Origin of the sequence: Pseudomonas sp. IT-P176 (assembly GCF_949767245.1) — a bacterium.
Classification (GTDB): Bacteria; Pseudomonadota; Gammaproteobacteria; order Pseudomonadales; family Pseudomonadaceae; genus Aquipseudomonas.
Map to the genome: position 1 here is coordinate 39,945 of NZ_CATKPN010000045.1, position 24,990 is coordinate 64,934.

Below are 24,990 nucleotides of genomic sequence, written 5' to 3' on the forward strand. Positions count from 1 at the left end.
TTGCGGCGGATTTCAAGCCTGCTCGTCAATCGAGGGCGAAACCGGCGCCGGGGCCTTGCTGACCACAACCATGGCCGGGCGCAGCAGGCGACCATTGAGCACGTAGCCCTTCTGGAACACCTTCAGCACGCTGTTGGGTTCCATGTCGGCGCTTTCCTGCATCGCCATCGCCTGATGGTGCTCGGCGTTGAACGGCTCACCTTCCGGATCGATCGCTTCCAGCTGATAACGTTTCAGGGTGTCCTGGAACATTTTCAGGGTCAGCTCGATCCCTTCACGCATCGGACGAATGCTTTCGTCGTCCGGATTGGACAACTCCAGGCCGCGCTCCAGGCTGTCGATGATCGGCAGCAGGTCGCCAGCGAATTTTTCCAGCGCGAACTTGTGAGCCTTTTCTACATCCTGCTCGGCGCGACGGCGGACGTTCTGCAGATCAGCTGCAACACGCAAAGCCTGATCCTGAGCGCCAGCCAGTTGCTCTTCGAGCACTTGTACACGAGCCACCAGGTCTTCACCCGATGCTTGGGGAGCCTGATTGGCGTCTAGATTTTGCGTATCCAGCGTCTGTTCGTCAGCCATAGATTTCTCCTTTCAAAATCGTGCGCGAACTCGACTCGCGCTTCTGTTCCGGTATATGGGGTCGCAATTTGCAGGTTCAAGGGCCTGCCGTGTGCAGAAGCGCATTACCCACACAAAAACCGCTGAATTGGCCTGGCGCCAGGTTTTAAAAAAACACCGACACCAAGCAAATCGAGCTAAACGAGGGCATTGTCAGGGGTAAATAAACTACTGTATAAATAACCAGACCTTAAGCCTGGGAGCGGCCTTTATGCTGGTGCACCTGTCCGTACACAACTACGCCATCGTTGAACATCTCGATCTCGAACTGGATCGCGGGATGAGCGTGATCACAGGGGAAACCGGCGCCGGCAAGTCGATCATGCTCGACGCCCTGGGCCTGACCCTGGGCGATCGCGCCGACAGCGGCGTGGTACGCCCGGGCGCGGAAAAGGCCGACATCCTCGCCACCTTCGACCTGGTTGATATCCCCGAAGCCCGCACCTGGCTCGCCGAGCGCGACCTGGACAACGACGGCCCGTGCATCCTGCGCCGGGTCATCACCGCCGAGGGTCGCTCGCGCGGCTACATCAACGGCACGCCCTGCCCCCTTGGCGACCTCAAGGCCCTCGGCGAACTGCTGATCGACATCCACAGCCAGCACGAACACCAGTCACTGCTCAAGACCGATACCCATCGCCGCCTGCTGGACGAGTATGCCGGCGCCACCGACCTGGCCCGCCAGGTCCAGCTCGCCGCCCAGCGCTGGCGCCAGACCCGCCAGGAACTCGAACGCCTGTCCAACTCCGGCGACGAACAGCGCGCTCGCCACCAGTTGCTCAGCTATCAACTCGAAGAGCTGGAAAACCTCGGCCTCGGCGACAACGAGCTGGAGCAGCTTGAGCAAGAGCATAAAAACCTGACCAACGCAGAAACCCTGCTGGGCATTTGCCGACAGGTGGTCGAGCAGTGCAGCGAAAGTGACTCCGGTAATGTGCTAAACGCCCTGACTGCCAGCCTCAATCGCCTGTCCAGCGTCAACAACTCGGTCAACGCCCTGGGTGAAGCCACCAACTTGCTCACCAGTGCGCAGATCCAGGTCGAAGAAGCAGTCGGCGAACTGAACCGGTTCCTCGACAACTTCGACGCCGATCCAGCACGCCTGCAGCAACTCGAAGAGCGCCTGGACACCATCTATACCCTGGCACGCAAACACCGGATCCAGCCGACCGAGGTAGCCGACCTCCAGCAACGCCTGCTGGACGAGCTCGAAACCCTGAATGCCAACGATGAGTCCATCGAGCGCCTCAGCGAAGAACTGGGGGCTTTCGCCCGCCACTACCAAGAGAAAGCCCGGGAACTGAGTGACTTGCGCCACCAGGCTTCTTCCAGCCTGGCCCACGCCGTCGAACAGGAAATCCAGCGCCTGGGCATGCCGGGCGGGCGTTTCAGCATCGAACTACGCGCCAACACCAGCGCCGAGCTGCTGCCCAATGGCCTGGAACAGGTAGAACTGCTGGTCAGCGCCAACCCCGGGCAACCGCTCAAGGCGCTGGCGAAAGTCGCCTCGGGGGGCGAGCTGTCGCGCATCAGCCTGGCCATCCAGGTGATCACCGCGCAAACCTCGCGCATACCGACCCTGGTGTTCGACGAAGTGGACGTGGGCATCGGCGGCCCGACCGCGGAAATTGTCGGCCAACTGCTGCGCCGCCTTGGCGAGCGCGGCCAGGTCCTGACGGTCACGCACCTGCCGCAGGTGGCCTCCCAGGGGCATCAACACCTGTTTGTGCACAAGGTCCGCGGCGACCAAGCCACGCGCACTGCTGTATCCAAACTGAGCAAGAACGAGCGAATAGAAGAAGTAGCACGAATGCTGGGGGGTATCGACCTGACCAAGGAATCCCTGGCTCACGCGAAAAAAATGGTGGTAACGGCCAAAAGTTGAATCGGCCAGACAGCACGAAGGCGACCCTTGGGTCGCCTTCGTTCGTTTCGCGGACCTGAGTCCGCGCGACATGCTTACTTTTTAGTACGTACGTACAGCACCAAGTTGTGATCCACCAACTCGAAACCGTGCTTCTCGACGATCGCCTTCTGAAGCTTTTCGATTTCTTCGTCGAAGAATTCGATCACTTCACCGGAATCCACGTTGACCATATGGTCGTGGTGACCGCCGTCAGCCAGTTCGAAGACCGCGTGGCCGCCGTCGAAGTTATGACGGACCACAAGACCAGCGGCTTCGAATTGAGTCAGTACACGGTAAACCGTGGCCAGACCGACATCCTCGCCAGCTTCCATCAGTGCCTTGTAGACATCCTCGGCACTCATGTGACGCTGCTCGGCGGAATCGAGCATTTGCAGAATTTTGACCCGTGGCAGGGTCACTTTAAGGCCGGCTTTGCGTAGTTCGCTATTTTCAACCATGGTCAGCTTTCTCGCGATGCTGCTTCGCAGCTTCTCTTAATGCGGGTATGATCGGCGTTTACGTTGTCCCAGCCAAGATAGTGGAAGTCGCCCACCGATGCAAAACACCAAGCTCTTGCTAACCAGTTTCACCTTCGTGGGACTGCTCGCACTCGCCGGTTGTTCATTCCCCGGGGTTTACAAAATCGACATCCAGCAGGGCAATGTCGTCACGCAGGACATGATAGACCAGTTACGCCCGGGAATGACCCGTCGGCAAGTACGGTTTATCATGGGCAACCCTCTGCTGACCGACACGTTCCATGCCAATCGCTGGGATTACCTGTACAGCCTGCAGCCTGGCGGCGGTGAACGCCAACAGGAACGCATCAGCGTTATCTTCAATCCAGACGACCAACTCGTCAGCTTGTCGGGCGACTTCATGCCTGGCGTAAGCCGTGATGAAGCCCTGATGGGCAAGGACAGCGGCACCAGCGTGTCCGCCCCAGTGGAAAACGTCGAACAGCCAAAACCAGAGAAACCGGTCAAGCCGGGCTCACTACTGGACCAGATCCAGAAAGACGTCGACGGCGTAGAAACCGTACCCGTACCAACACCAGAGCCGTTGGACACCACGCAGTAACATTATGCGACACAAGAAAAAGCCCGGCATGCCGGGCTTTTTTATTGCGTGTCAAAAGTGCCTCGCCGTAAGGGCGAAGCCCTAGGTGGCCGTTACCGCAACAACGAATATACCCCCCAAAAAAACCTCAATCCCCCCTAGCCCGCGCCGCCTTAGCCGCCCGCAACCGACGAACCTCCTTGGGATCAGCCAACAACGGCCGATAAATCTCAATCCGATCCCCCGCCCGAACCAGGCAGTGCTCAGGATCAACCACCACCTTGCCAAAAATACCCACGGCGCAACTCGCCAGATCCAGCTCCGCAAACTCCCCGGCTATCCCCGACAACTGCAGTGCCGAACGCACGCTACACCCCGCAGGTACCTGAACCGCCAGCAACACCTGACGATCAACGGCGGCATACACCACCTCGACGTCCATCATCGACTCAACCATGCAGTTGCTTGGCCCGCTGACAGAACGCATCCACCAGGGTATTGGCAGCCTGATTGAACAGCGGCCCCAGTGTCGCCCGCACAATCGGCCCGGCGTAGTCGAACGTCAGGTCCAGGCTGATCTTGCAGGCCTTCTCGCCCAAGGGCTTGAACACCCAGAGACCATGCAGCTGGGTGAAAGGCCCTTCCTCAAGGTTCATCTCGATCGAATGCCCAGGCACCAGCGTGTTACGCGTAACAAAATGCTGGCTGAGCCCACCCTTGGCCACCCCGACGCTGGCACGCATATGCTCGGCGGAGCTTTCCATCACCTTGGCCTCGGAACACCAGGGCAGGAACTCCGGATAACGCGCCACGTCATTGACCAGGTCATAAAGCGCTTGCGCCGGATACGGCAACAGGGCCGAACGTTGAATATGGGTCGTCATGTCAGCGTCACTTCCACAGCTGGGCGGCAAACACTACAAGAATGCCGATGGGCGCCACATAGCGCATCAAAAACAAGGTCAGGGCAAACAGCGCCGGATTGCGGATCGACAATTCGTCGCGCACCGCTCCCCGATTCATGACCCAACCCGCAAACACCACAAAACACAAACCACCGAGCGGCAACATGATCCGCGAGGTGAAGAAATCGATCACGCCAAAGAAGTCCAGGCCGCTGTGCGCACCCCATTGGTAGAGGTGGAACCCGGCGCCGTCGTTCACAAAAAACTTGGCCTGCTTCCAGATATTGAAGGAAAACACCGTCCCCAGGCCAACAAACCAGCAACTGAAGGCCAGCCAGAACGTCACCCAGCTCCGGCGGATTTTCGTCCGCTCAACCAGATACGCGACCATCGGTTCAAGCAGCGAGATCGCCGAACTCCAGGCGGCAATGGCCACCAGGACAAAAAACACCACCCCCATCACCTGGCCGAACGCCACATTACCAAAGGCAAAAGGCAGGCTGACAAACATCAGCCCAGGCCCCTCACTCGGGTTCAAACCGCCGGCAAACACAATCGGAAACAACGCCAGGCCGGCCAGCAGCGAAACAAAGGTGTCCAGCAGGGCAACCCCGACCACGGTGCCGGAGATCGACGAATCCTTGGGCATATACGCACCGTAGATCATGATCGAGCCCACGCCCACGCTCAGGGAAAAGAACGCATGTCCCATGGCGGGCAACAGGCCGCCAAGGACTTTCGCCGAATCGAAGTCGAACATGAAATGCACGCCCTCCATGAAATGCCCGGTGGTCATGCTGTAGCCCAGCAACACCAGGAGCATCACGAACAGCAGCGGCATCATGATCCGCAGGCTGCGCTCCAGCCCCGCCACCACCCCCTTGGCAATGACCGCCGCCGACAGCAGCATGAACAGGCTATGCCAGAGTGTCAGGCGCCACGGGTTGGCGATCACCCCCTCAAAGTAGGCGCCGACCTGATCGGCCGCCACACCCTGGAAATCCCCCCGACCCATGCTGATGATGTAATCCAGGGACCAGCCACCGACCACGCTATAAAAAGACAGGATCAGCAACGCCGTGATCATCCCGGCAAATGCCCCCCAGGACCATTTCGCCGAATGCCCCGCCTCCAACGCCAGCACCTTCAAGGCGTTCGCCGGACTTTGCCGGGCTCGGCGGCCAATCAGGGTTTCCGCCAGCATCACCGGCAGGCCGATCAACGCGATACACGCCAGGAACACCAGGACAAACGCACCGCCGCCATAGACGCCGACCATGTAGGGGAATTTCCAGATGCTTCCCAGGCCCACGGCCGAGCCGGTTGCAGCGAGTATGAATACCCAACGGCTCGCCCAACTACCGTGGACTGAAACCTTGTCTGACGACATCGACACTACGCCCAACCACTAAAAAAGAGGGCGCATTGTCCGGGATTCACTCAATGCGCTCAAGCACGCAGGATCCCCGTAGCCGACTCGCGCGCAACTGCCTATAATGCCGCCCCTATGGCTAAACAGAAGAAACACCCAACAGGGACCATCGCGCAGAATAAAAAGGCGCGACACGATTACTTCATCGAACATCGGTTCGAGGCTGGTCTGGTCCTGGCCGGCTGGGAAGTAAAAAGTCTGCGGGCGAGCAAGCTGCAACTGGTCGACAGTTATGTGCTGCTCAAGGATGGCGAGGCCTGGCTGCTCGGCAGCCACATCACGCCCCTGATGACCGCCAGCACCCACGTCATTGCCGACCCGGTGCGCACTCGCAAATTGCTGCTCAACCGGCGCGAGCTGGAAAAGCTGGCAGCTGCCGTGCAGCAAAAAGGCTATGCGTGCGTATGCCTGTCCTGGTACTGGAGCAAGCACATGGTCAAGTGCGAGATCGCTCTGGGCAAGGGCAAGAAGGAATACGACAAGCGCGATACCGAGCGCGAACGTGATGCCGGCCGCGAGCTGCAGCGCGCGGTGCGCAACAAGGGCAAGGAAGACTAACTTCTTGCCTTGAATTGATCGTGCCCACGCCCTGCGTGGGAACGATCATGATCACATCCCCTTGCGCCGCTCCGCCCGGGCTTCGCGCTGCACTTGCTGCCGCACCTCTTCCAGCACCTCCTGCACATACAGGATATGGCGACTGGAAACCTCTCTTGCCTGTTCGGCGCGCCCTTCGATAATCGCCAGGTACAACTCCCGGTGCTGAGTGATCAGCATGTCGCGGGTTTCCGTGCGTTGCTGGTACATACCGCCGATGTTGGTCACCACGTTGCGCTTGAGCAGATCAAACAGCCCACGAATGGTGTGCAGCAACACCGCGTTGTGGCTGGCCTCGGCAATCGCCAGGTGAAACCTGGCGTCCGCAGCCCCCTCCTCCGCCCGACTCACTTCATCGTGACGGGTGTAGCAGTCCTGCAACTCATCGAACGCCGCCGTCAATCGCTGACGGTCGACCTCAGTCGCCCGCAACGCCGCGTAGTAGGCGCATGAAGCTTCCAGGGTGTGACGAAATTCCAGCAAGTCACGCTGGGCTTCGGGGTTGCTCTCCAGCAGGTGCAGCAGGGGATCGCTGAAGGTCGAGCCCAGGGATTCGACCACATAATTGCCGCCGCCCTGGCGACTGACCAGCAAGCCCTTGGCTGTCAATTTCTGGATCGCCTCGCGCAGCGAAGGCCGCGACACCCCAAACTGTTCAGCCAGGGCGCGCTCTGCCGGCAGCCGCTCCCCAGACTTCAGCGTGCCCTCGAGAATCATCCCTTCGAGCTGCTCGACAATATCGTCAGACAAACGGCGCTGACGAACCTGATCAAACCCCATAACTCATTCTCCACCATCCCGACGGCTCGCCGGGCTCTCTATTCTGGCCTATTGACGCCGCGCCAGCACCTACCAGAGCACATTTGATCGAGCGGATCAGATGGCCCCTGCACCGCTCATTCGACAAAAGTTTTAGGGCGGCAAATTGACACACCACCCACAAGGCTTTTAACCTAGCCCACAGCGATTGTAAATTGGTCTTACCAATTATCCAAGTACGCGTTCAGTGCCTGACCAACAACAATTAGGGGCCACCCCATATGCAAACCTGGCAACAGCTCTACAGCCCGCTCGGCAGTCTCGGCTTGTCCGCGCTCGCGGCCGTTATCCCCATCGTATTTTTCTTCCTGGCCCTGGCCGTGTTCCGCCTCAAAGGACACGTCGCCGGCAGCATCACTCTGGCGTTGTCGATCCTGGTGGCAATCTTTGCCTTCCAGATGCCGGTCGATATGGCCTTCGCCGCCGCCGGTTATGGCTTTGCCTACGGACTGTGGCCGATTGCCTGGATCATCGTGGCCGCCGTGTTCCTCTACAAACTGACGGTCAAGAGTGGCCAGTTCGAAGTGATCCGCAGCTCCGTGCTGTCGATTACCGATGACCAGCGCCTGCAAGTGCTGCTGATCGGCTTCTGCTTCGGCGCTTTCCTCGAAGGCGCGGCAGGCTTCGGTGCACCGGTGGCCATTACCGCTGCCCTGCTGGTGGGCCTTGGCTTCAACCCGCTGTACGCCGCCGGCCTGTGCCTGATTGCCAACACCGCACCCGTGGCGTTTGGCGCACTGGGCATCCCGATCATCGTCGCCGGCCAGGTTACGGGCATCGACGCCTTCAAGATCGGCGCCATGACCGGCCGCCAGCTGCCGCTGCTGTCGCTGTTCGTGCCGTTCTGGCTGGTGTTCATGATGGACGGCATGCGCGGCGTGCGGGAAACCTGGCCAGCCGCCCTGGTGGCCGGCCTGAGCTTCGCCATCACCCAGTATTTCACCTCCAACTTCATCGGCCCGGAACTGCCGGACATCACCTCGGCCCTGGCCAGCCTGATTTCCCTGACCCTGTTCCTCAAGGTCTGGCAGCCTAAACGTACCGCTGGCGCGCAGATCGCCGGTGTCACTTCGGACGCCGTAGTCACCGCCAGCGTCGGTGGTTTCGGGCAGAAACGCAGCAGCGTGGCTTCGCCCTACAGCCTGGGTGAAATCATCAAGGCCTGGTCGCCGTTCCTGATCCTCACCGTGCTGGTGACCATCTGGACCCTCAAGCCCTTCAAGGCGATGTTTGCCGCTGGCGGCTCGATGTACAGCTGGGTGTTCAACTTCGCCATCCCGCACCTGGACCAGATGGTGGTCAAGGTCGCCCCGATCGTCACCAACCCGACGGCCATTCCTGCGGTGTTCAAGCTGGACCCGATTTCGGCGACCGGCACGGCGATTTTCTTCTCCGCACTGATCTCCATGTGGGTATTGAAGATCAATTTCAAAACTGGTCTGACCACTTTGAAAGAGACCTTCTACGAACTGCGCTGGCCGATTCTTTCGATCGGCATGGTGCTGGCGTTTGCCTTCGTCACCAACTACTCGGGCATGTCGTCGACCATGGCCCTGGTCCTGGCAGGCACCGGCGCGGCGTTCCCGTTCTTCTCGCCGTTCCTCGGCTGGCTGGGCGTGTTCCTGACCGGCTCGGACACCTCCTCCAATGCCCTGTTCAGTTCGCTGCAAGCGACCACCGCGCACCAGATCGGCGTCAGCGACACCTTGCTCGTGGCCGCCAACACCAGCGGCGGCGTAACCGGCAAAATGATCTCGCCACAATCGATCGCCGTAGCCTGCGCCGCGACCGGCCTGGTGGGCAAGGAATCGGATCTGTTCCGCTTCACCCTCAAGCACAGCCTATTCTTTGCAACCATCGTCGGCCTGATCACACTGGCCCAGGCCTATTGGTTCACTGGCATGCTGGTGCACTAAACAAAAGCGAAAGAACCGACGCCGTGGCCCGCCTGCGGCGTCTGCAACTCACAACCCGGTCTGCAAGGTTGCTGAAAGCTTGTCGCTTTACAGTCAGCAACCGCAGCAGACGGATAACCGGGCCCACCCGGAGACACGCCTGATGAGCGAGCTTTTCTACAACGCGGTGCCGAACGCGACGCGGGTTGCCCCGCCACTGCCTGAACCGCGCCAGTACCCCAGCGTAAAACCGCCACGGGTCTACCTGTTCGGCACCTGCGTGGTCGACCTGTTCTATCCCGAAGCCGGGATGGACGCGATTCACCTGCTGGAGCGCGAAGGCATTCGCGTGGAGTACCCGCAAGGCCAAAGCTGCTGCGGACAACCGGCCTACACCTCGGGTTACACCGAGCAGGCACGGACCGTGGCGCGCTCGCAACTGGCGTTGTTTGCCGGGGATTATCCGGTGGTGGTGCCGTCGGGTTCCTGCGCCGGCATGCTGCGCGAACACTACGCCGACTTGTTCAAGGACGAGCCGGACACTTTGCTGCACGTCCAGGCGCTCGCCGCCCGGACATATGAATTGGCCGAGTTCCTGCTGTTTGTCTGCAAGGTGCAGCTCAAGGACAGCGGCGCACCGGTCAAAGTGGCCCTGCACACGTCGTGCTCGGCACGCCGCGAGATGAACACCCACCTGCACGGTCGCGAGTTGTTGGCGCAACTGAGCAACGTGGAACGGGTCAACCACGATCACGAAAGCGAATGTTGTGGCTTTGGCGGGACGTTCAGCGTCCGTATGCCAGACATTTCCGGCGCGATGGTGGCGGACAAGACCCGGTCGTTGAAGGAATCCGGCGCCCACCAGGTACTCAGTGCCGACTGCGGTTGCTTGATGAACATCAACGGCTCGCTCGAGAAACAGCAGGCAGCGCTACGTGGCCAACACTTGGCCAGCTTCCTCTGGCAGCGAACCGGAGGTGCCCGATGAGCACTTCCACGATTATTCCGACGGTCAGCGTCGACGAAGATTTTCGCGCCCGGGCTCACAAGGCTTTGGACGACCAGCAACTGCGAAACAACTTTCGCACTGCGATGGATTCACTGATGACAAAACGGGCAGCGTCCTTCAGCGATGCCCACGAAAGAGAACATTTGCGCGCGCTGGGCAATGCTGTCCGCGCCCGCGCGTTATCCAAGCTGCCCGACCTGCTCGAGCAACTTGAACAGAACCTGACCCGCAACGGTGTGACAGTGCACTGGGCGGAAACGGTGGACGAGGCCAATGGCATCGTCCTCAAGATCATCCGCGCTCACGAGGCGCGGCAAGTGATCAAGGGCAAATCGATGGTCAGCGAAGAGATGGAGATGAACCATGTCCTCGCTGAACAGGGCATTGAATGCCTGGAATCGGACATGGGCGAGTTCATCGTCCAGCTCGACCACGAGAAGCCTTCACACATTATTATGCCGGCGATCCACAAGAATGCCGGTCAGGTCGCGTCCTTGTTCCACGACAAACTTGGCGTGGAGTACACCAAGGACGTTGACCAACTCATTCAGATCGGGCGCAAAGTCTTGCGCCAGAAATTCTTCGAAGCCGACATCGGCGTCTCCGGCGTCAATTTCGCCGTGGCTGAAACCGGCACCCTGCTGCTGGTGGAAAACGAAGGCAACGGCCGCATGTCGACCACCGTACCGCCGGTGCATATCGCCGTCACCGGGATCGAGAAAGTCGTCGAGAACCTGCGCGACGTGGTCCCGCTGCTGTCGCTGCTGACCCGCTCGGCCCTCGGCCAGCCGATCACCACCTACGTCAACATGATCTCCGGTCCGCGCCAGGCCCACGAGCTCGACGGCCCGCAGCAAGTGCACCTGGTGCTGCTGGACAACGGCCGCAGCCAGGCCTTCGCCGACAGCGAACTGCGCCAGACCCTCAACTGCATCCGCTGCGGTGCCTGCATGAACCACTGCCCGGTCTACACCCGCATCGGCGGCCACGCCTATGGCGAGGTCTACCCTGGGCCGATCGGCAAGATCATCACCCCGCACATGGTCGGCCTGGCGAAAGTCCCCGACCACCCGAGCGCGTCCTCCCTGTGCGGCGCCTGCGGTGAAGTGTGCCCGGTGAAAATCCCGATCCCGGCCCTGCTGCGCCGCCTGCGCGAAGAGAACGTCAAGGCACCCGACACCCCGCACCAGGTCATGCGCGGCCAGGGCAGCAAGTACTCGCGCAAAGAGCGTTTCATCTGGAACGCCTGGGCCAGGCTCAACAGCTCGCCAACCCTGTATCGGTTGTTCGGCTTCTTCGCCACCCGTCTGCGCGCCCTCACGCCGAACAACCTTGGCCCCTGGACGCAAAACCACAGCGCGCCAAAACCGGCCGCCCGCTCACTGCATGACATGGCCCGCGAGCATCTGGGCAAACAGGGGGATCGCTGATGAGTGCCAAACAGAACATTCTCGCCAAGCTGCGCCACAGCCTGACGGGCACCACACCCGTGCCCGACAACTTTGATGAAGCGCTGGTGACCGAGCCCTACACCTACACCGCCGAACAACGCATCCCACAACTGCGCAAGCTGATGGAAGCGGTGCACACCGAAATCCACCTGACCTCGGCTGACGGCTGGCCGGCATTGCTCGCGCAGCTGTTGGCCGAGCGCCAGTTACCCAGCCTGTTGATCGCCCCGACCACCGCCCACGGGCAACGCGTCACCCAGCACTGGGCGCAACATCCCGGGTTGCCGACGCTGAAAGCCTACGACCGACCGGTAGAGGAATGGAAAGCCGAGTTGTTCAACGACACCCCGGCCAGCCTGACCGCCACCCTCGGCGCCATCGCTGCCACCGGTAGCCTGATCCTCTGGCCGACCCGCGAAGAACCGCGCTTGATGAGCCTGGTGCCGCCGGTGCATTTCGCCCTGCTCAAGGCCAGCGAAATCCGCGACAACTTCTATCAGGTACAACGCGAGTTCAACTGGGCCCAAGGCATGCCGACCAACGCGCTGCTGGTGTCCGGCCCATCGAAGACCGCCGATATCGAGCAAGTCCTGGCGTACGGCGCCCACGGTCCGAAAGACCTGGTGGTACTGATCCTGGAGGACCAATGACCCTACCGACGGCTTTCCTGCGCGATGTGCAGCAACTGATTCCCCGCGAGCGACGTTTCGACGACCCGCTGTCGACCCTGGCCTTTGGCACTGACGCCAGCTTCTACCGACTGATCCCGCAACTAGTGATCCGCGTCGAGTCCGAAGACGAAGTGGTCAGCCTGCTGCAATTGGCCCAGCGCGACCGCGTCCCGGTAACCTTCCGCGCGGCCGGCACCAGCCTGTCCGGCCAGGCCATCAGCGACTCGGTACTGATCGTGCTGGGGGATAATTGGAACGGCCGCGAGATTCGCGGCCAGGGTACCCAGATCCGCCTGCAGCCGGGCGTCATCGGCGCTCAGGCCAACGCCTGGCTGGCTCCTTTCGGGCGCAAGATCGGCCCGGACCCGGCCTCGATCAACGCCTGCAAGATCGGCGGCATCGTCGCCAACAACGCCAGCGGCATGTGCTGCGGCACCGCCCAGAACACCTACCACACCCTGGCCGGGATTCGCCTGGTGCTGGCCGACGGCAGTCGCCTGGACAGCGAGGACCCCGCCAGCGTCGCGGCTTTTCGTGTCAGTCACGCCGACCTGCTGGAGCGCCTGGCGACCCTGGGTCGCGAGACCCGGGCCAATGCCAGCCTGGCGGCGAAAATTCGCCATAAATACCGTCTGAAAAATACCACCGGCCTGTCACTCAATGCCCTGGTGGACTACGACGAGCCTGTGGATATCTTGAGCCACCTGCTGGTGGGCTCCGAAGGCACCCTGGGCTTCATCAGCGCGGTGACCTACGACACGGTGATCGACCATCCGCACAAAGCTTCGGCGCTGATCGTCTTCCCCGACGTGGAAACCTGCTGCACCGCCGTCACCGTGCTGAAAAGCCAGCCGGTCTCGGCGGTGGAACTGCTGGACCGCCGCAGCCTGCGCTCGGTGCAGGACAAACCCGGGATGCCGGCGTTCGTCCAACAACTGTCGAGCCAGGCTTGCGCCTTGCTGATCGAGTCCCGCGCCGCCACGTCGGCGCTGCTGGAGGAACAGTTGGCGCAGATCATGAGCTCGTTGGCGCCCTTCCCGGTGGAAAAGCAGGTCGACTTCACCCAGGACCCCGCGGAAAACGCCAAGCTCTGGGCGATCCGCAAAGACACCTTCCCCGCCGTCGGCGCGGTCCGCAAAACCGGGACCACGGTGATCATCGAAGACGTCACCTTCCCGGTGGAGCAACTGGCAATCGGCGTCAACCGCCTGATCGAGCTGTTCGACAAACACCACTACGACGAAGCGATCCTGTTCGGCCACGCCCTGGAGGGCAACCTGCACTTCGTCTTCACCCAGGGCTTCAACAGCCCGCAAGAAGTCGCCCGCTACCAGGCGTTCATGGACGACGTGGCGCAACTGGTGGCCGTGGAATTCGGTGGCTCGCTCAAGGCCGAACACGGCACCGGGCGCAACATGGCACCCTTCGTCGAGCTGGAATGGGGCAGCGATGCCTACCAGTTGATGTGGCAGCTCAAACGCCTGCTCGATCCCAACGCCATCCTCAACCCGGACGTGGTCCTCAGCGAAGACCCGCAGATCCACCTCAAGCATCTCAAGCCCTTGCCGGCTGCCGACGAGATCGTCGACAAATGCATCGAGTGCGGCTTCTGCGAGCCGGTCTGCCCGTCCAAAGGCCTGACCCTGAGCCCGCGCCAGCGCATCGTCATTTGGCGCGACATCCAGGCGAAAAAACGCGCCGGCATCGACACCCGCGAACTGGAAGAAGCCTACCAATACCAAGGCCTCGACACCTGCGCGGCGACCGGCCTGTGCGCGCAACGCTGCCCGGTGGGCATCAACACCGGCGAGCTGGTGAAAAAACTGCGCAGCCGCAGCGCCACCCATGTGAAAACCGCTAGTTGGCTGGAAGGACACTTCGCCACGGCCCTGCAAGGCGCGCGCTTCACCCTGCACGTGGCCAACGGCGCGCGGATGCTGCTCGGCGCGCCACGCCTGAGCAAACTCTCGGCCCGCCTCAGCCAACTGTCGAAAGGGCAGATTCCGCAGTGGAGCAACGCCATGCCCCAGCCGGAACGGGCGATCCGTTTCAGCCCGACGGTCAGCGATGCACGCCCGCGAGTGGTCTACCTGGCGGCCTGCGTCTCACGCGCCATGGGCCCGGCAGCGGGCGACAAGGAGCAGACCTCGCTGTACGACAAAACCCGCGGCCTGCTGGAAAAAGCCGGCTACCAAGTGGTGTTTCCGGACAACCTCGACAACCTCTGCTGCGGCCAGCCGTTCGCCTCCAAAGGCTATGCCGAACAAGCCGAACACAAACGCCAGGAACTGCTCGGCGCCCTGCTCCACGCCAGCCGCGGCGGGCTCGATCCAATCTACTGCGACACCAGCCCCTGCACCCTGCGCCTGATGCAGGACCTGGGCGACACGCGCCTGGACCTCTACGACCCGGTGCGTTTCATCCGCAGCCACCTGCTGGAGCGCCTCGACTTCACCCCGCAAGACGCCCCAATTGCCGTGCACGTGACCTGCAGCACCCAGCACCTGGGCGAAAGCCAGGCGCTGATCGACCTGGTCCGGCGTTGCAGCAACAACGTGGTGATCCCCGAAGGCATCCACTGCTGCGGGTTTGCCGGCGACAAAGGCTTCACCACCCCCGAGCTGAACGCCCACTCACTGCGTACCCTCAAGGACGCCGTGCAGCATTGCAGCGAAGGCATCTCCACCAGCCGAACCTGTGAAATCGGCCTCAGCCAGCACGGCGGGATCGACTACCACGGCCTGGTCTACCTGGTAGACCGAGTGACCCAGGCCCGCCCGGCATAGGGCCTACCTGGGGTGGGTGTCTGTAATGTGGGAGCGAGCCTGCTCGCGATGAACTCAACAAAAAACCGGTGCTGACTGATTCAACCCACCAGCCCCGAGTTCATCGCGAGCAAGCCGCCAGCGGGCACCCGCCCCTACCGTCTCGGCAAAACCGCAAAAAAAAACCGAATTCCTGCGTGCGTCTATAGTCATCTAGCTAAGCCCTGCAAAAGAGCTTAACCCCCTCGGCCAGCAGCCCCATCGACCGGCAGCACCGAGCCCTCATGCACAAGGAGATACCCATGAAGCACTCTGCAATTGCTGGATTGTTCATCACCGCTGCACTGTTGGCCTCGCCGGTGTTTGCAGCGGATGAAGACCTGTGCGATGGCAATATCCAGAAACTCCAGGATGCCATCGCCACCGCGCCCGCCACCTCGGAGAACGCCATGGACAACGCCAAGGCGGCGCTGAAGAAAGCACAGGAAGCCAAGGCTGCCGGTAACACCAAAGATTGCATCGACATCACCACCGGGACCCTGACCAAAATCCAGACCCGTACCCCCGACAAGGGCTGATGCGCGCTCAAGGCCAACCTTCGGGTTGGCCTTATCGAACGCGTTGGCGTACACTGCACAGGCTTGCTGCTCAAATTGATCCACAGAGCAGTGGGCTCGGGGCCGTTTAGGATTCGACGCCGGTTGCGAAACTTTAGGTGCATGCCGAGTTGGTAACAGAACTCGTAAATCCACTGTTGCAACTACTTATAGTTGCCAATGACGAAAACTACGGCCAGGAATTCGCTCTCGCTGCGTAAGCAGCCTTAGCCCTGAGCTTCTGGTACCTTCGGGTCCAGCAATCACCAGGGGATGTCTGTAAACCCAAAGTGATTGTCATATAGAACAGAATCGCCGTGCAGTACGTTGTGGACGAATCGGCTAAAACTTACACAACTCGCCCAAAGCACCCTGCCCTTCGGGTCGCTGAGGGTTAACTTAATAGAAACGGCTACGCATGTAGTACCGACAGCGGAGTACTGGCGGACGGGGGTTCAAATCCCCCCGGCTCCACCACTTCATCATCTAAAGACGTCCACGGACGTCTTTTTTTGTGCCTAAAATCCAGTGAAATCAAGGGTTTGAGCGCTACTTGGCTCCATAGAACGTTTTTGAGTTCCAGCCGACTTGGTATTCCCAGTGGTATTCCCGGCTACCCAGCGCTAATCTTGGGAATACCAAAAGGTGACATGGAGTACTTCTCATGTGCGCTCAAACCGCTCGCCTCTCGGACCGTCAGCTCAAGGCTGTCAAACCCAGAGACAAGGACTACGTCCTCACCGATGGTGACGGGCTTCAGCTGCGAGTCAGGGTCAATCGCTCGATGCAGTGGAATTTCAACTACAGGCATCCAGTAACGAAGAACCGAATCAACATGGCACTCGGTACCTATCCCGAGCTTTCTCTTGCACAAGCCAGAAAGAAAGCGGTTGAGGCCCGAGAGCTGTTGGCGCAAGGCATCGACCCGAAAGCTCAACGCAACGAGCTGGTGCAAGCCAAACGAGCGGAGACAGAACACACGTTCGAGAACGTAGCCACGGCCTGGTTCGAACTGAAGAAAGATTCCGTCACACCGGCATATGCCGAGGACATCTGGCGCTCACTTACGCTGCATATTTTTCCGAGCATGAAATCGACACCCCTCTCGGAAGTCAGCGCCCCGATGGTCATCAAGCTCCTTCGCCCAATCGAAGCCAAAGGCAGTCTCGAGACAGTGAAGCGGTTGAGCCAACGGCTCAACGAGATCATGACTTACGGGGTGAACTCCGGGCTGATTTTCGCTAACCCTCTCAGTGGCATTCGGGCGGTCTTCAAGAAGCCCAAAAAAGAGAACATGGCCGCGCTACGACCCGATGAGCTTTCCGAGCTCATGATCGAAATCGCGAACGCCAGCATCAAGCGGATCACCCGCTGCCTGATCGAATGGCAACTGCACACCATGACCCGCCCTGCCGAAGCGGCTACCACCCGATGGACAGACATCGACTTCGACAAACGCATCTGGACCATCCCGCCCGAGCGCATGAAAAAGCGTCGTCCGCACACCATCCCGCTGACCGAACAGGCACTCGCGTTACTGGAGGCGCTCAAGCCCCTCAGCGGCCACAGGGAATACGTGTTCCCGGCAGATAGAAACCCGCGCACCCACGCCAATAGCCAGACCGCCAACATGGCGTTGAAACGCATGGGCTTCCAGGACCGCTTGGTCAGCCACGGCATGCGCTCCATGGCCAGCACCATCCTGAACGAGCATGGGTGGGATCCGGAGCTAATCGAAGTCGCGCTGGCGCATGTCGACAAGGACGAAGTCCGAAGCGCTTACAACCGAGCGGACTACATCGAGCGCCGGCGTCCGATGATGGCTTGGTGGAGTGAGCACATCCAGAAAGCGGCCACTGGCAACCTGTCGGCATCTGCGATCAATCAAACCAGGGACCACAACGTCGTGCCGATACGGTGAGCACTCGCCGGACGCCGCCGGTAACCGAAAATGACTCCTCAAATGGAGTGATGGTTGATTTGGCGACAGCGGCGACACCGGCGACAACCCGCGCAATACCTGGTTTGCAGCATGGCGACAGACGTGGCGACTGTCGCCGTTGCAAGCTTCACTCTTGGGGCTTTCTCGGCCAAGCCCACGCGAGCGGGAAGGCTCCGCATTCCCACTCGCGTGGGCTCTGCATAATTGCATCTCACTTGACCACCTAATTGCATTGCCACTGACCAGTCGTTTGCATCCGACTTGACCAGTCATTTGCATTCGCGCTGACCAGCCGTTTGCAGTTGATGGGTGTCAGCGGGTGCCACTCAGCGCGAGTGCGTCAGTCAAGCACTGAAGGACTGCAACCGATCCATACCGCTCAGTCGCGGCAGGCAGAAACCGGCCAAAAGCAGACGCTCAAAAGCATCTAAGAAAGCAGGGACGACTCACTTCCCTCTCATTGCCTGGGTATCCAGGCCAGTGATTTCGATACTTTTCGACGCGGAAGCTGACTCATTGCCTAGCCCCAGCCTGCAAGCTAATCTGCGATCAAGCCAGCATGCTGGCAACTATAGTTAGGCCTCACAGGGGAATATTCATGCAAGGGGAAGATTTGAGAGCCATGCTGGATGCAGATCCGCATGCCGTCCGCTTAGAACAGGACAATAACGAATACCTAGTGAGCTACCGCTTTGACACAGGCGCCGAGGTGGCGTTTGACCCTCGTACCACCACGAAGTGCTCTGTTTTCGTCAGCAAACTCCCCGAGCGTATGAAGGCCCGCCTCGGCAAAGTCACGTGCTATCCACCTGAAAACCCCTCGACTGCACTTGCCCGGGTCTCTTCTCAACTCGCAGGCGAACGACAACTGTTTAAGATAGACCTACCCTCATCTGATTCCGCTCGTGACCTACTGACGTGGATCAGGTGGGCTTGAGACCTAACAATTCATTCAAGCCGACGCCGCTTCGCGGCGCGGCTTAATTCAGATATTAGGCCGCTCCCCATGCCAAACATTCCACCAGGCCCCAAGGCAATTCTTCTAAACGGCATTGTCGTCGGTGAGGTGCGATCAACTGGCAACACAGATCAAGACGCGGAGGCTGTGCGTGCCTTCCTTAAAGAAAAAGGGCTGCACAAGGAAGTCACTCCCTTTCAAGCTGTTTTTAACCAAGCAATAGCCTTCGCCAACACTTCGGCGCATATATACGAGAAAAACCTTCGTAGAAGGCCAAGGAATGGCTTTTCCCCTGCGCCTTTCGTCGTCAATGCGACTTTGAGCATCGAACTGTACCTCAAGGCTCTTGCGCAGAAACACGGAAAAGCGCTCCGAGGGCACGAACTAGTCAAATTGCATCACTCATTGCCAACCAAGGCGCATCTCGAAATCAATCAAGTAATACCCAAGTGCGCAGCGCACAGGGCTCTGGGCGAGCAGCCAAATTTCACTGGCTATCTTCAGCATTTGAATGACGCTTTTGTTAAATGGCGCTACTCGTATGAACTTGAAAGGACCGGCACTGTTCACATTGAACCCACATTTTTTGTCATGGAGGTACTGCATGAAGCTTGCCGCCTGCCGTAGCGGTCCAACTGGCTGGTCAAGCACCCACAAGCTCCGCTTGTGGGTGCCCTCCGTGCTTAGTACTCCTCCGCGGCTTACCGCGGCCGGTATATGCCTATGGAGCGAATGAAATGAAGTCTTTCTTAGCTTGTTGTTATGCAGCCTTCTTTATTACTGTATCGCTCCCAGCAGCTGCTGGAGACACAGCAAGTAAACTTCAGGGAATGGTTGGCTGGACGATAGCTGCGGTTACTCAGGTGGAAGATGAATTTGAAGGCTGCGATTTCGACAAGGTAATTAAATTCATGAACGGTATAGCGCTCACTTGCTCAAGCTATGGATACTCATATGCGTTCATGCCCTCTGCCGTCATTTTCACGAAATCGGGAAAGTATGAAGGTCGAAATTTTCATAACGTAAAGGTGCTTATTGATGATGATTTTTATGATATGCAGCCGGTGCTCGAGTAAATTGGGATTTAACTGGTTGCTCTAATACGCATCGGCCGCAAAAAAAGTGGCCTCCACCGGCTAGCCTTCGCTGCGCTTCGGCAGCCGTTTAGCAAGGCGTTAGATATCTAGGCAGGCCGACTTGAGGGGCAGCTATTGGCCGTTCTGTATCTGTCATGACGGGCAAAAGTCGTCACTCTAGGAGCCGTCGGCGGGGTTTTGGGGGGCGCAGGACTACCCAACCTCAAGAACATCAAAATTAAATATACAGAGTTCAAGGCGGAGGAAAATGCTCGGAACAGCGCGCCTACCGGAATGCTTCTCAAACACTTGAGATAAGCTTACCTAGGCGAAGGACAGCTACGGGTTGATTGCGATAGACATAAACGAGACGGACATAAACGGGACGGATTTATTGCCTGAAAGTAAATCCGCACCGTTTCCGTGGTTTTGTTTTCAGATTTTCGGTTATAAAGTCAAGAGAAGGCTAACAAATAAAAAACAGAGGTCACTTGCTCACTTCTCGATCTTTTGAAATAATTGAAAAGAAGTGCCACTTCGAATTACCAATCTCAGAATCACGGGAATCTTCAATAGAGACTCTCCATCTAAAAGCACCTAATTCTACGACCTCAAAAACCATTTTATTATCTTGAGTAACATAACGCCCCGCCGCATGAGCCGCTGGAAGCCACTTACCGTCACCAGAAAGTTTTTCGACCATCACAATAGACTCAGCCTGTTTTTTGACTTCAGTCCAAGACAAAATTACTTCTCCCGACGGAGCAGATAGAGACGCACCATCTTTAGGTGAAAGAATCTCTACCCTTTCTTTTGAATCTATGTATTCCTTGTAGAGTTCAGGAGAAAAGTAGGTGGCAACACCTAAAAGTAGAGTACTTACAATGCTCATAGTCCATGCGCGCATAGGTGACCACTCCTTTTTCATCGGAGGATGTACGCATGTTGCCGGCTCCGCAACAGACAGTTCAACTGCTGTCTCAAACAACCTTTTTAACTTGAACTCATCTGCAATCAGAATCCATGTTTTATAGGCCGTAACGCTTTTAATAAATACAATGTCGGGTGAAAAAATCAGGATCTTAATAAAATCCAGTTCACTCTTGTTCAGGTCGCGATATTTATCGCTAGAAAATATTTCAAAAAGCGCTAAGCCCACTTCAAAAAGGCAATGCACGCTTTCCATTTTTCTTTCGTTATTTCTTTCATCACCGAACTCATAGGCATATCTAGCGAATATGCCCTGGCGGTCGATTAAGATACTGTTTTCATCGACTTGATGATCGATATTTTTCTTCAAAGTATCTTCAATTATTCGAGCCCTGGGATTTCTATGACGAGTTAAGGCCTCAACAGCCACCACATCCGAGATAGAATCTTCACCTAGGCTCTTTTCATAAACTGCCACTGGATAAACTTTTGGAGAAAAACTTTTATAATCAGACCTTCCGTGTCCGAAGCAAATCACAGAACAAACAGCTTTAACTAGATTGTGAAGCCCCGGATGAGACTCCATATCTTGCAGTACTAGAAGGCTGGCAGCGACTCCTTCACGCTGTACAATCAACTTAGAAACCAGTAAAACAACAACCTTGGCTGAGTAAGTATGTATATTTATATTAATGGCTTCTGGCGCGCCAGAACCATTGTCATATTTAAGGGGGAATTTTTTCCCTGAGAAGCCATTGTCGCGCATGGCTGGCTTAATGGCATTATAAAAGACTATCGTTGGATCTAAGGTCTTAGGTGCTATCGGAAAAAATGAAACCCCGCCCATCTTTCTGACAAACATTTTTCCTTGTAGCACATTAAAAAGGCTACAGCTGCTTGTATACTCAATGCCGTTTTGCATAGGTTCAACAAGCACCTTCCAAGACAGATGTACCTTAGAAATAAGTCATACCTTCTAAAAAATGGGTCAGGGGGGGCGGACTCGAACCTCCTTCTAAGAAACGCCCAGCATACGCTTGCGTCCCCCCGATTTTGCGACGCAGTTTACATGCATTTTGCCAACGAAAGCGAAGTGCTTCTGAGCACAGGAATCGAATTTGACCTTCAGGTTGCGGAAACGACCTAAAAATGCGGAAACGATGACCACCACACAGGGGCTTTCGCTGCGTCCGAGCTACGCCAGTGAGCGAGCCCTGCCATATAATCCGCACTTTTCCATAATCAGGTAAGTGCCAATGAGGGTTGTCGCTGTAGTTGTCGGGGTTCTCGTTCTCTGTGCCTTGTCAGCATTTGCTGGGCTGACAGCCGGTATAAACCTAAACCCGCAGTCAACAGTGCGATTCGTTCCAGACTGGGGAAGTGTTGGGGATTGGGTGTCGGGAGTGGGCGCGCTGTTGGCGGTTATCGCTAGCCTGTACATGGTCCAACGAAGCGAGAGATTCCAGCTGGCCAGAGACAGTGAGCAGGTTATGTTGACCCAAGAGCCGAGTATGGCATGGCTCACGCTCCACATAGCATGCAAGGGACTGAGGAGCTGCACGGTAATGGACCTCAGAATAGGTCACGGTGGAAAATGTAGCTCATTGAAGCATGCGCTTTCGGATCGGAACAAAGGGGTATTTCCAGCCCGTCTTGAGCCGGGAGAGATGGTCCAACTGGATTGGAGTGGTAGAGATCTCATCCCAACGCTACAGACAATTTGTCATCTTGGTCTGAAGAATACCGATGGGCTGTATTTTGAAGTTGTGACCGGCATTTCCGTGCATCGTTTTGGCCTCGACACCTTGACACTCGAAGAACTGCAAACCGGGGCCGACGCCTTCGACATATCCCTTACAAAGCGCGAAGACGGACTACCATTTTGAGAGTCTCATAAACAGGAGGAGGCTTACCAAAATCAACCCGAGCCGTGGTTCGAGCATGGGCTCATAACAGAGCTGACCTGGCACGCCTATACGGCCTCATTGGGAAACACATCGATCGACTCCGCATTTGTACAGGTGACATCCACATAGGGGAAACATACGACCACGGATGTGTGACGGTAATTACCGGTGGAGTCGCAGGCCTCTATACAGATATGGAATCAATCGTAATGTTCGGCGAGAATTCCCGCATGTGCTGTGCCTTCATAGATCAGGGCGTGGTTCGTTACTTTTCAAATCGACGTGATTGGATAGACCAGTTACCAGCGGAAGTTGAAACATGGCGGGCGCGCTTCGCTCACAAGGAAATTGTCTTCGAAATATTCAAATTGGATGAAGAGATGTAGCCGTTCAGAGCGCTTTCGGACGGCTTAGGATGGCTGACTTAGGTCGATTGCTGCCTGTCACGACAGGCAGAATTCGGCCAGAAGCGGACAGTTCACTGCCCGGTTAAAGCTTGACTGGACCACCACCCAAGTCGGTTGGCCGCTTGAAGATGCTCCATGGCGTTAGCATAAGCCAGTCAAAGCAGGTTGGCAGAGTAAGTCTGAAAGCGGCATGTTCACTTGTGGTCTGAGGGCATTAGAAAATGCTCGCCACATTTATAGTATAGTGAGGTCACGAATTTCAATTTTTACTATATGCGTGGTACGACATGGAAGAAATCTGCGTGAATTCGGATGCTGCCAAGATGGACGAGCTGATCCTTGGTCACAAATATGAAGAGTTAAAAACGCTCATTGAGCTATTAGAAAATCGGCGATACCAAAGTTCTAAATGCCGCGCTGAAAATTACTACATAATCGGGAACGGATACGCCGTTCTTGCGGATGGCTTTCAGTCCTCTTGGGATGAAAGGGTGGGGCTTCAGGTTAAGTTCTACAAAAAATCGCAGTATGAACAGGGTTTTTCGGAGCTAAGTGACGACTTGCGAAGTAGGGTTTACACGAACTTAGCAAACGCACTCTACAGCCAGGGCCGGTTCTTTGAAGCAGTAAAAGAGTACGATAGAGCTATAGCGATCTTTAATAATCCTTTAGCTTACTTCTCAAAGGGAAGGGCTTTGTTAGAAGTTTCGAGCAGTTTATATGATAAAGATCATGCTGTTTATTTTCAAAAAGAAGCCTATCCGATATTGAAATATGTTTATGAGTGCAAGGAGGTGCTGTTTGATGCAGATCATCTTAAGCTCATAGATGCCGCCACACCCTATATAAAATTCGTGAGCCATTTCGATCAGCACTTCGATTCGATCTGTGAAGAATTTCCACACATTTCAGAATTGAAGGGTGCAGCTGGAAAATCAGATAAGGAGCAATTATATAAACAGTGGTGCCTAGAAAACACTCTTTTCATTAATGACTTGAACGAAATCACAGCCGAGCCAGTAGCCGCTCAGGACGTGATGGGTCTACCCAGTGTTCGCTATTCAGTCAATCCACTGGTTGGGGTAACTGAAAGCCTATGGTTAAGCGGAGGTTTTTCTGAAATAAAACACCAGTATGCGCATGCTAGATTCACTTATTATGAAGCGATTGAAAGTCAGTATTCGCGGCGTGAGGTTTCACATTATGCGAATAATGACCTATTCCTCGTTAACTCGCTAGATTACTGTATCTATCGCCGTGATATTGAACAGGTGAAGGTTTCGTTTCGGTTGCTATACTCCTGCTTTGACAAACTGGCCGTCCTTCTTTTTAAATATCTTGATCCTGGATCCGCGGCTAGAGTTTATTTTTCAAATGTGTGGTATGGAGACAACAAGGGAGTTAAACAGTTTTTTTTAAAGTCTGACAATCCTTACCTTTTGGCGCTGTATTGGTTGTCCAGAGAGATAAATGATAATGAAGCTGAAGGGCATGATCACTGGATGGATTCAAACGCCGCGAAACTGGCGGATATTAGAAACAAGCTAGAACACGGCGGCTTCAGGGTTGTCATTGATGATTTGTATAAAATCACTAATGCTTTTGACAGAAAGTTAGCCGAGGAAAAACATGCGGGAATCTTGGATCGTATTGAGGTGAATAATAAAATCTTAAAGGGTGGGGTCTCGAAAGCACAGCAAAAAACAATTCGAGAGAAAATCAAATCAGATCAGGATTTAATTGATGGGAAAAATAGCTTGAAGGGCTACCCCCTTATTATCACAGATAAAGAGCTGCGGGATCAGACCTTAAGACTTATGAGCAAAGTTCGTTATGCAATCATGTATACATCACTGGCCATTCACTACGAAGAAGAAAAGCTTGATGATTCTGGTGTAATAATCCCTTTTGAAACGCCTCTGTACAGAAATTGATTAGGTCCTTTGAATCGCCCCTATTTTTTAGACGTTGCGAAGCGGCAGCTTTTGGCCGATTGCTGCCTGACGCTAAGAACAGTGATCGACCCAAAGAGGCTATTCGCTTCGTT

21 protein-coding genes and 1 other RNA gene are annotated in these 24,990 nt (G+C 56.8%); 15 read left to right on the forward strand and 7 right to left on the reverse strand.

Translation table 11 applies throughout. From position 1 onward, the window contains the following. Window positions 1-12: 12 nt before the first annotated feature. A complete protein-coding gene (gene grpE / locus ACM6IP_RS12510) occupies window positions 13-579 on the reverse strand; it encodes a nucleotide exchange factor GrpE (RefSeq protein WP_095169477.1) in 567 nt (188 codons plus the stop codon). A gap of 250 nt (window positions 580-829) precedes the next feature. Between grpE and recN the strand changes: the two genes are divergently transcribed. Beyond that, window positions 830-2,503, forward strand: a complete 1,674-nt coding sequence (recN, locus tag ACM6IP_RS12515; protein ID WP_095169478.1) for a DNA repair protein RecN — start codon at window positions 830-832, stop codon at window positions 2,501-2,503. 74 nt (window positions 2,504-2,577) lie between these two features. Here the strand turns inward: recN and fur are convergent, their stop codons facing one another. After that, a complete protein-coding gene (gene fur / locus ACM6IP_RS12520) occupies window positions 2,578-2,982 on the reverse strand; it encodes a ferric iron uptake transcriptional regulator (protein ID WP_007920840.1) in 405 nt (134 codons plus the stop codon). A 97-nt stretch (window positions 2,983-3,079) separates the two neighbouring features. Here fur and ACM6IP_RS12525 point away from each other — a divergent pair, with 97 nt between their 5' ends. After that, entirely contained in the window at window positions 3,080-3,604 is a 525-nt protein-coding gene (locus ACM6IP_RS12525; protein ID WP_095169479.1) for an outer membrane protein assembly factor BamE, read from the forward strand. Window positions 3,605-3,731: 127 nt separating this feature from the next. Here ACM6IP_RS12525 and ACM6IP_RS12530 read toward each other — a convergent pair whose 3' ends face one another. The 3 genes from ACM6IP_RS12530 to ACM6IP_RS12540 are packed head-to-tail and all read right to left on the reverse strand — an operon-like array spanning window position 3,732 to window position 5,878. Continuing rightward, window positions 3,732-4,040 (reverse strand): RnfH family protein, encoded by a 309-nt coding sequence (locus tag ACM6IP_RS12530; RefSeq protein WP_095169480.1) that lies wholly within the window; start codon window positions 4,038-4,040, stop codon window positions 3,732-3,734. Then, window positions 4,033-4,467, reverse strand: a complete 435-nt coding sequence (locus tag ACM6IP_RS12535; protein WP_095169481.1) for a type II toxin-antitoxin system RatA family toxin — start codon at window positions 4,465-4,467, stop codon at window positions 4,033-4,035. Before ACM6IP_RS12535 ends, ACM6IP_RS12530 begins: the two co-directional genes overlap by 8 nt. Before the next feature lie 7 nt (window positions 4,468-4,474). Further along, window positions 4,475-5,878: a sodium-dependent transporter gene (locus tag ACM6IP_RS12540; protein ID WP_414861602.1), complete on the reverse strand. Its 1,404-nt coding sequence runs from the start codon at window positions 5,876-5,878 to the stop codon at window positions 4,475-4,477. A 117-nt stretch (window positions 5,879-5,995) separates the two neighbouring features. Here ACM6IP_RS12540 and smpB point away from each other — a divergent pair, with 117 nt between their 5' ends. Continuing rightward, window positions 5,996-6,478 carry an SsrA-binding protein SmpB gene (gene smpB / locus ACM6IP_RS12545; RefSeq protein ID WP_095169483.1) on the forward strand — a complete coding sequence of 161 codons (483 nt, stop codon included), beginning with the start codon at window positions 5,996-5,998 and terminating at the stop codon, window positions 6,476-6,478. Window positions 6,479-6,529: 51 nt separating this feature from the next. Here the strand turns inward: smpB and ACM6IP_RS12550 are convergent, their stop codons facing one another. Continuing rightward, window positions 6,530-7,297 (reverse strand): FCD domain-containing protein, encoded by a 768-nt coding sequence (locus ACM6IP_RS12550; protein ID WP_095169484.1) that lies wholly within the window; start codon window positions 7,295-7,297, stop codon window positions 6,530-6,532. A gap of 260 nt (window positions 7,298-7,557) precedes the next feature. Between ACM6IP_RS12550 and ACM6IP_RS12555 the strand changes: the two genes are divergently transcribed. The 10 genes from ACM6IP_RS12555 (at window position 7,558) to ACM6IP_RS12600 (ending at window position 19,699) form a co-directional block, all read left to right on the forward strand. Then, entirely contained in the window at window positions 7,558-9,252 is a 1,695-nt protein-coding gene (locus ACM6IP_RS12555; protein ID WP_320333625.1) for a lactate permease LctP family transporter, read from the forward strand. Window positions 9,253-9,394: 142 nt separating this feature from the next. Continuing rightward, on the forward strand, window positions 9,395-10,219 hold the full coding sequence (locus ACM6IP_RS12560) for a (Fe-S)-binding protein (protein WP_095169486.1): 825 nt from the start codon (window positions 9,395-9,397) through the stop codon (window positions 10,217-10,219). Further along, window positions 10,216-11,670, forward strand: a complete 1,455-nt coding sequence (locus ACM6IP_RS12565) for a LutB/LldF family L-lactate oxidation iron-sulfur protein (RefSeq protein ID WP_095169487.1) — start codon at window positions 10,216-10,218, stop codon at window positions 11,668-11,670. The genes ACM6IP_RS12560 and ACM6IP_RS12565 overlap by 4 nt, the downstream gene beginning before the upstream one ends. Continuing rightward, complete coding sequence (locus tag ACM6IP_RS12570) at window positions 11,670-12,341, forward strand: LutC/YkgG family protein (RefSeq protein ID WP_414861603.1); 672 nt, start codon at window positions 11,670-11,672, stop codon at window positions 12,339-12,341. The genes ACM6IP_RS12565 and ACM6IP_RS12570 overlap by 1 nt, the downstream gene beginning before the upstream one ends. Further along, on the forward strand, window positions 12,338-15,148 hold the full coding sequence (locus tag ACM6IP_RS12575; RefSeq protein WP_414861604.1) for an FAD-binding and (Fe-S)-binding domain-containing protein: 2,811 nt from the start codon (window positions 12,338-12,340) through the stop codon (window positions 15,146-15,148). Before ACM6IP_RS12570 ends, ACM6IP_RS12575 begins: the two co-directional genes overlap by 4 nt. A gap of 281 nt (window positions 15,149-15,429) precedes the next feature. After that, window positions 15,430-15,705, forward strand: coding sequence for a hypothetical protein (locus ACM6IP_RS12580; RefSeq protein WP_095169490.1), 276 nt, complete (start codon window positions 15,430-15,432; stop codon window positions 15,703-15,705). A 98-nt stretch (window positions 15,706-15,803) separates the two neighbouring features. After that, window positions 15,804-16,200: a transfer-messenger RNA gene (gene ssrA / locus ACM6IP_RS12585) on the forward strand. Between the two features lie 187 nt (window positions 16,201-16,387). Continuing rightward, a complete protein-coding gene (locus tag ACM6IP_RS12590) occupies window positions 16,388-17,644 on the forward strand; it encodes an integrase domain-containing protein (RefSeq protein WP_414861605.1) in 1,257 nt (418 codons plus the stop codon). Between the two features lie 1,027 nt (window positions 17,645-18,671). Then, window positions 18,672-19,250, forward strand: a complete 579-nt coding sequence (locus ACM6IP_RS12595; protein ID WP_414861606.1) for a hypothetical protein — start codon at window positions 18,672-18,674, stop codon at window positions 19,248-19,250. A gap of 110 nt (window positions 19,251-19,360) precedes the next feature. Continuing rightward, window positions 19,361-19,699 carry a hypothetical protein gene (locus ACM6IP_RS12600; RefSeq protein WP_414861607.1) on the forward strand — a complete coding sequence of 113 codons (339 nt, stop codon included), beginning with the start codon at window positions 19,361-19,363 and terminating at the stop codon, window positions 19,697-19,699. Between the two features lie 487 nt (window positions 19,700-20,186). Here the strand turns inward: ACM6IP_RS12600 and ACM6IP_RS12605 are convergent, their stop codons facing one another. Beyond that, window positions 20,187-21,551, reverse strand: a complete 1,365-nt coding sequence (locus ACM6IP_RS12605) for a hypothetical protein (RefSeq protein WP_414861608.1) — start codon at window positions 21,549-21,551, stop codon at window positions 20,187-20,189. Between the two features lie 643 nt (window positions 21,552-22,194). On the opposite strand from ACM6IP_RS12605, the gene ACM6IP_RS12610 reads away from it, so the two are divergent. Continuing rightward, entirely contained in the window at window positions 22,195-22,515 is a 321-nt protein-coding gene (locus ACM6IP_RS12610; protein ID WP_238560667.1) for a hypothetical protein, read from the forward strand. 751 nt (window positions 22,516-23,266) lie between these two features. Then, complete coding sequence (locus ACM6IP_RS12615; RefSeq protein WP_414861609.1) at window positions 23,267-24,877, forward strand: LA2681 family HEPN domain-containing protein; 1,611 nt, start codon at window positions 23,267-23,269, stop codon at window positions 24,875-24,877. Window positions 24,878-24,990: the final 113 nt, after the last annotated feature.

Coding starts and splice junctions, on each gene's coding strand:
- grpE (WP_095169477.1), bottom strand. CDS start 579: ATGGCTGACGAACAGACGCTGGATACGCAAAATCTAGACGCCAATCAG.
- recN (WP_095169478.1), top strand. CDS start 830: ATGCTGGTGCACCTGTCCGTACACAACTACGCCATCGTTGAACATCTC.
- fur (WP_007920840.1), bottom strand. CDS start 2,982: ATGGTTGAAAATAGCGAACTACGCAAAGCCGGCCTTAAAGTGACCCTG.
- ACM6IP_RS12525 (WP_095169479.1), top strand. CDS start 3,080: ATGCAAAACACCAAGCTCTTGCTAACCAGTTTCACCTTCGTGGGACTG.
- ACM6IP_RS12530 (WP_095169480.1), bottom strand. CDS start 4,040: ATGGTTGAGTCGATGATGGACGTCGAGGTGGTGTATGCCGCCGTTGAT.
- ACM6IP_RS12535 (WP_095169481.1), bottom strand. CDS start 4,467: ATGACGACCCATATTCAACGTTCGGCCCTGTTGCCGTATCCGGCGCAA.
- ACM6IP_RS12540 (WP_414861602.1), bottom strand. CDS start 5,878: ATGTCGTCAGACAAGGTTTCAGTCCACGGTAGTTGGGCGAGCCGTTGG.
- smpB (WP_095169483.1), top strand. CDS start 5,996: ATGGCTAAACAGAAGAAACACCCAACAGGGACCATCGCGCAGAATAAA.
- ACM6IP_RS12550 (WP_095169484.1), bottom strand. CDS start 7,297: ATGGGGTTTGATCAGGTTCGTCAGCGCCGTTTGTCTGACGATATTGTC.
- ACM6IP_RS12555 (WP_320333625.1), top strand. CDS start 7,558: ATGCAAACCTGGCAACAGCTCTACAGCCCGCTCGGCAGTCTCGGCTTG.
- ACM6IP_RS12560 (WP_095169486.1), top strand. CDS start 9,395: ATGAGCGAGCTTTTCTACAACGCGGTGCCGAACGCGACGCGGGTTGCC.
- ACM6IP_RS12565 (WP_095169487.1), top strand. CDS start 10,216: ATGAGCACTTCCACGATTATTCCGACGGTCAGCGTCGACGAAGATTTT.
- ACM6IP_RS12570 (WP_414861603.1), top strand. CDS start 11,670: ATGAGTGCCAAACAGAACATTCTCGCCAAGCTGCGCCACAGCCTGACG.
- ACM6IP_RS12575 (WP_414861604.1), top strand. CDS start 12,338: ATGACCCTACCGACGGCTTTCCTGCGCGATGTGCAGCAACTGATTCCC.
- ACM6IP_RS12580 (WP_095169490.1), top strand. CDS start 15,430: ATGAAGCACTCTGCAATTGCTGGATTGTTCATCACCGCTGCACTGTTG.
- ACM6IP_RS12590 (WP_414861605.1), top strand. CDS start 16,388: ATGTGCGCTCAAACCGCTCGCCTCTCGGACCGTCAGCTCAAGGCTGTC.
- ACM6IP_RS12595 (WP_414861606.1), top strand. CDS start 18,672: ATGCCAAACATTCCACCAGGCCCCAAGGCAATTCTTCTAAACGGCATT.
- ACM6IP_RS12600 (WP_414861607.1), top strand. CDS start 19,361: ATGAAGTCTTTCTTAGCTTGTTGTTATGCAGCCTTCTTTATTACTGTA.
- ACM6IP_RS12605 (WP_414861608.1), bottom strand. CDS start 21,551: ATGCAAAACGGCATTGAGTATACAAGCAGCTGTAGCCTTTTTAATGTG.
- ACM6IP_RS12610 (WP_238560667.1), top strand. CDS start 22,195: ATGGACCTCAGAATAGGTCACGGTGGAAAATGTAGCTCATTGAAGCAT.
- ACM6IP_RS12615 (WP_414861609.1), top strand. CDS start 23,267: ATGGACGAGCTGATCCTTGGTCACAAATATGAAGAGTTAAAAACGCTC.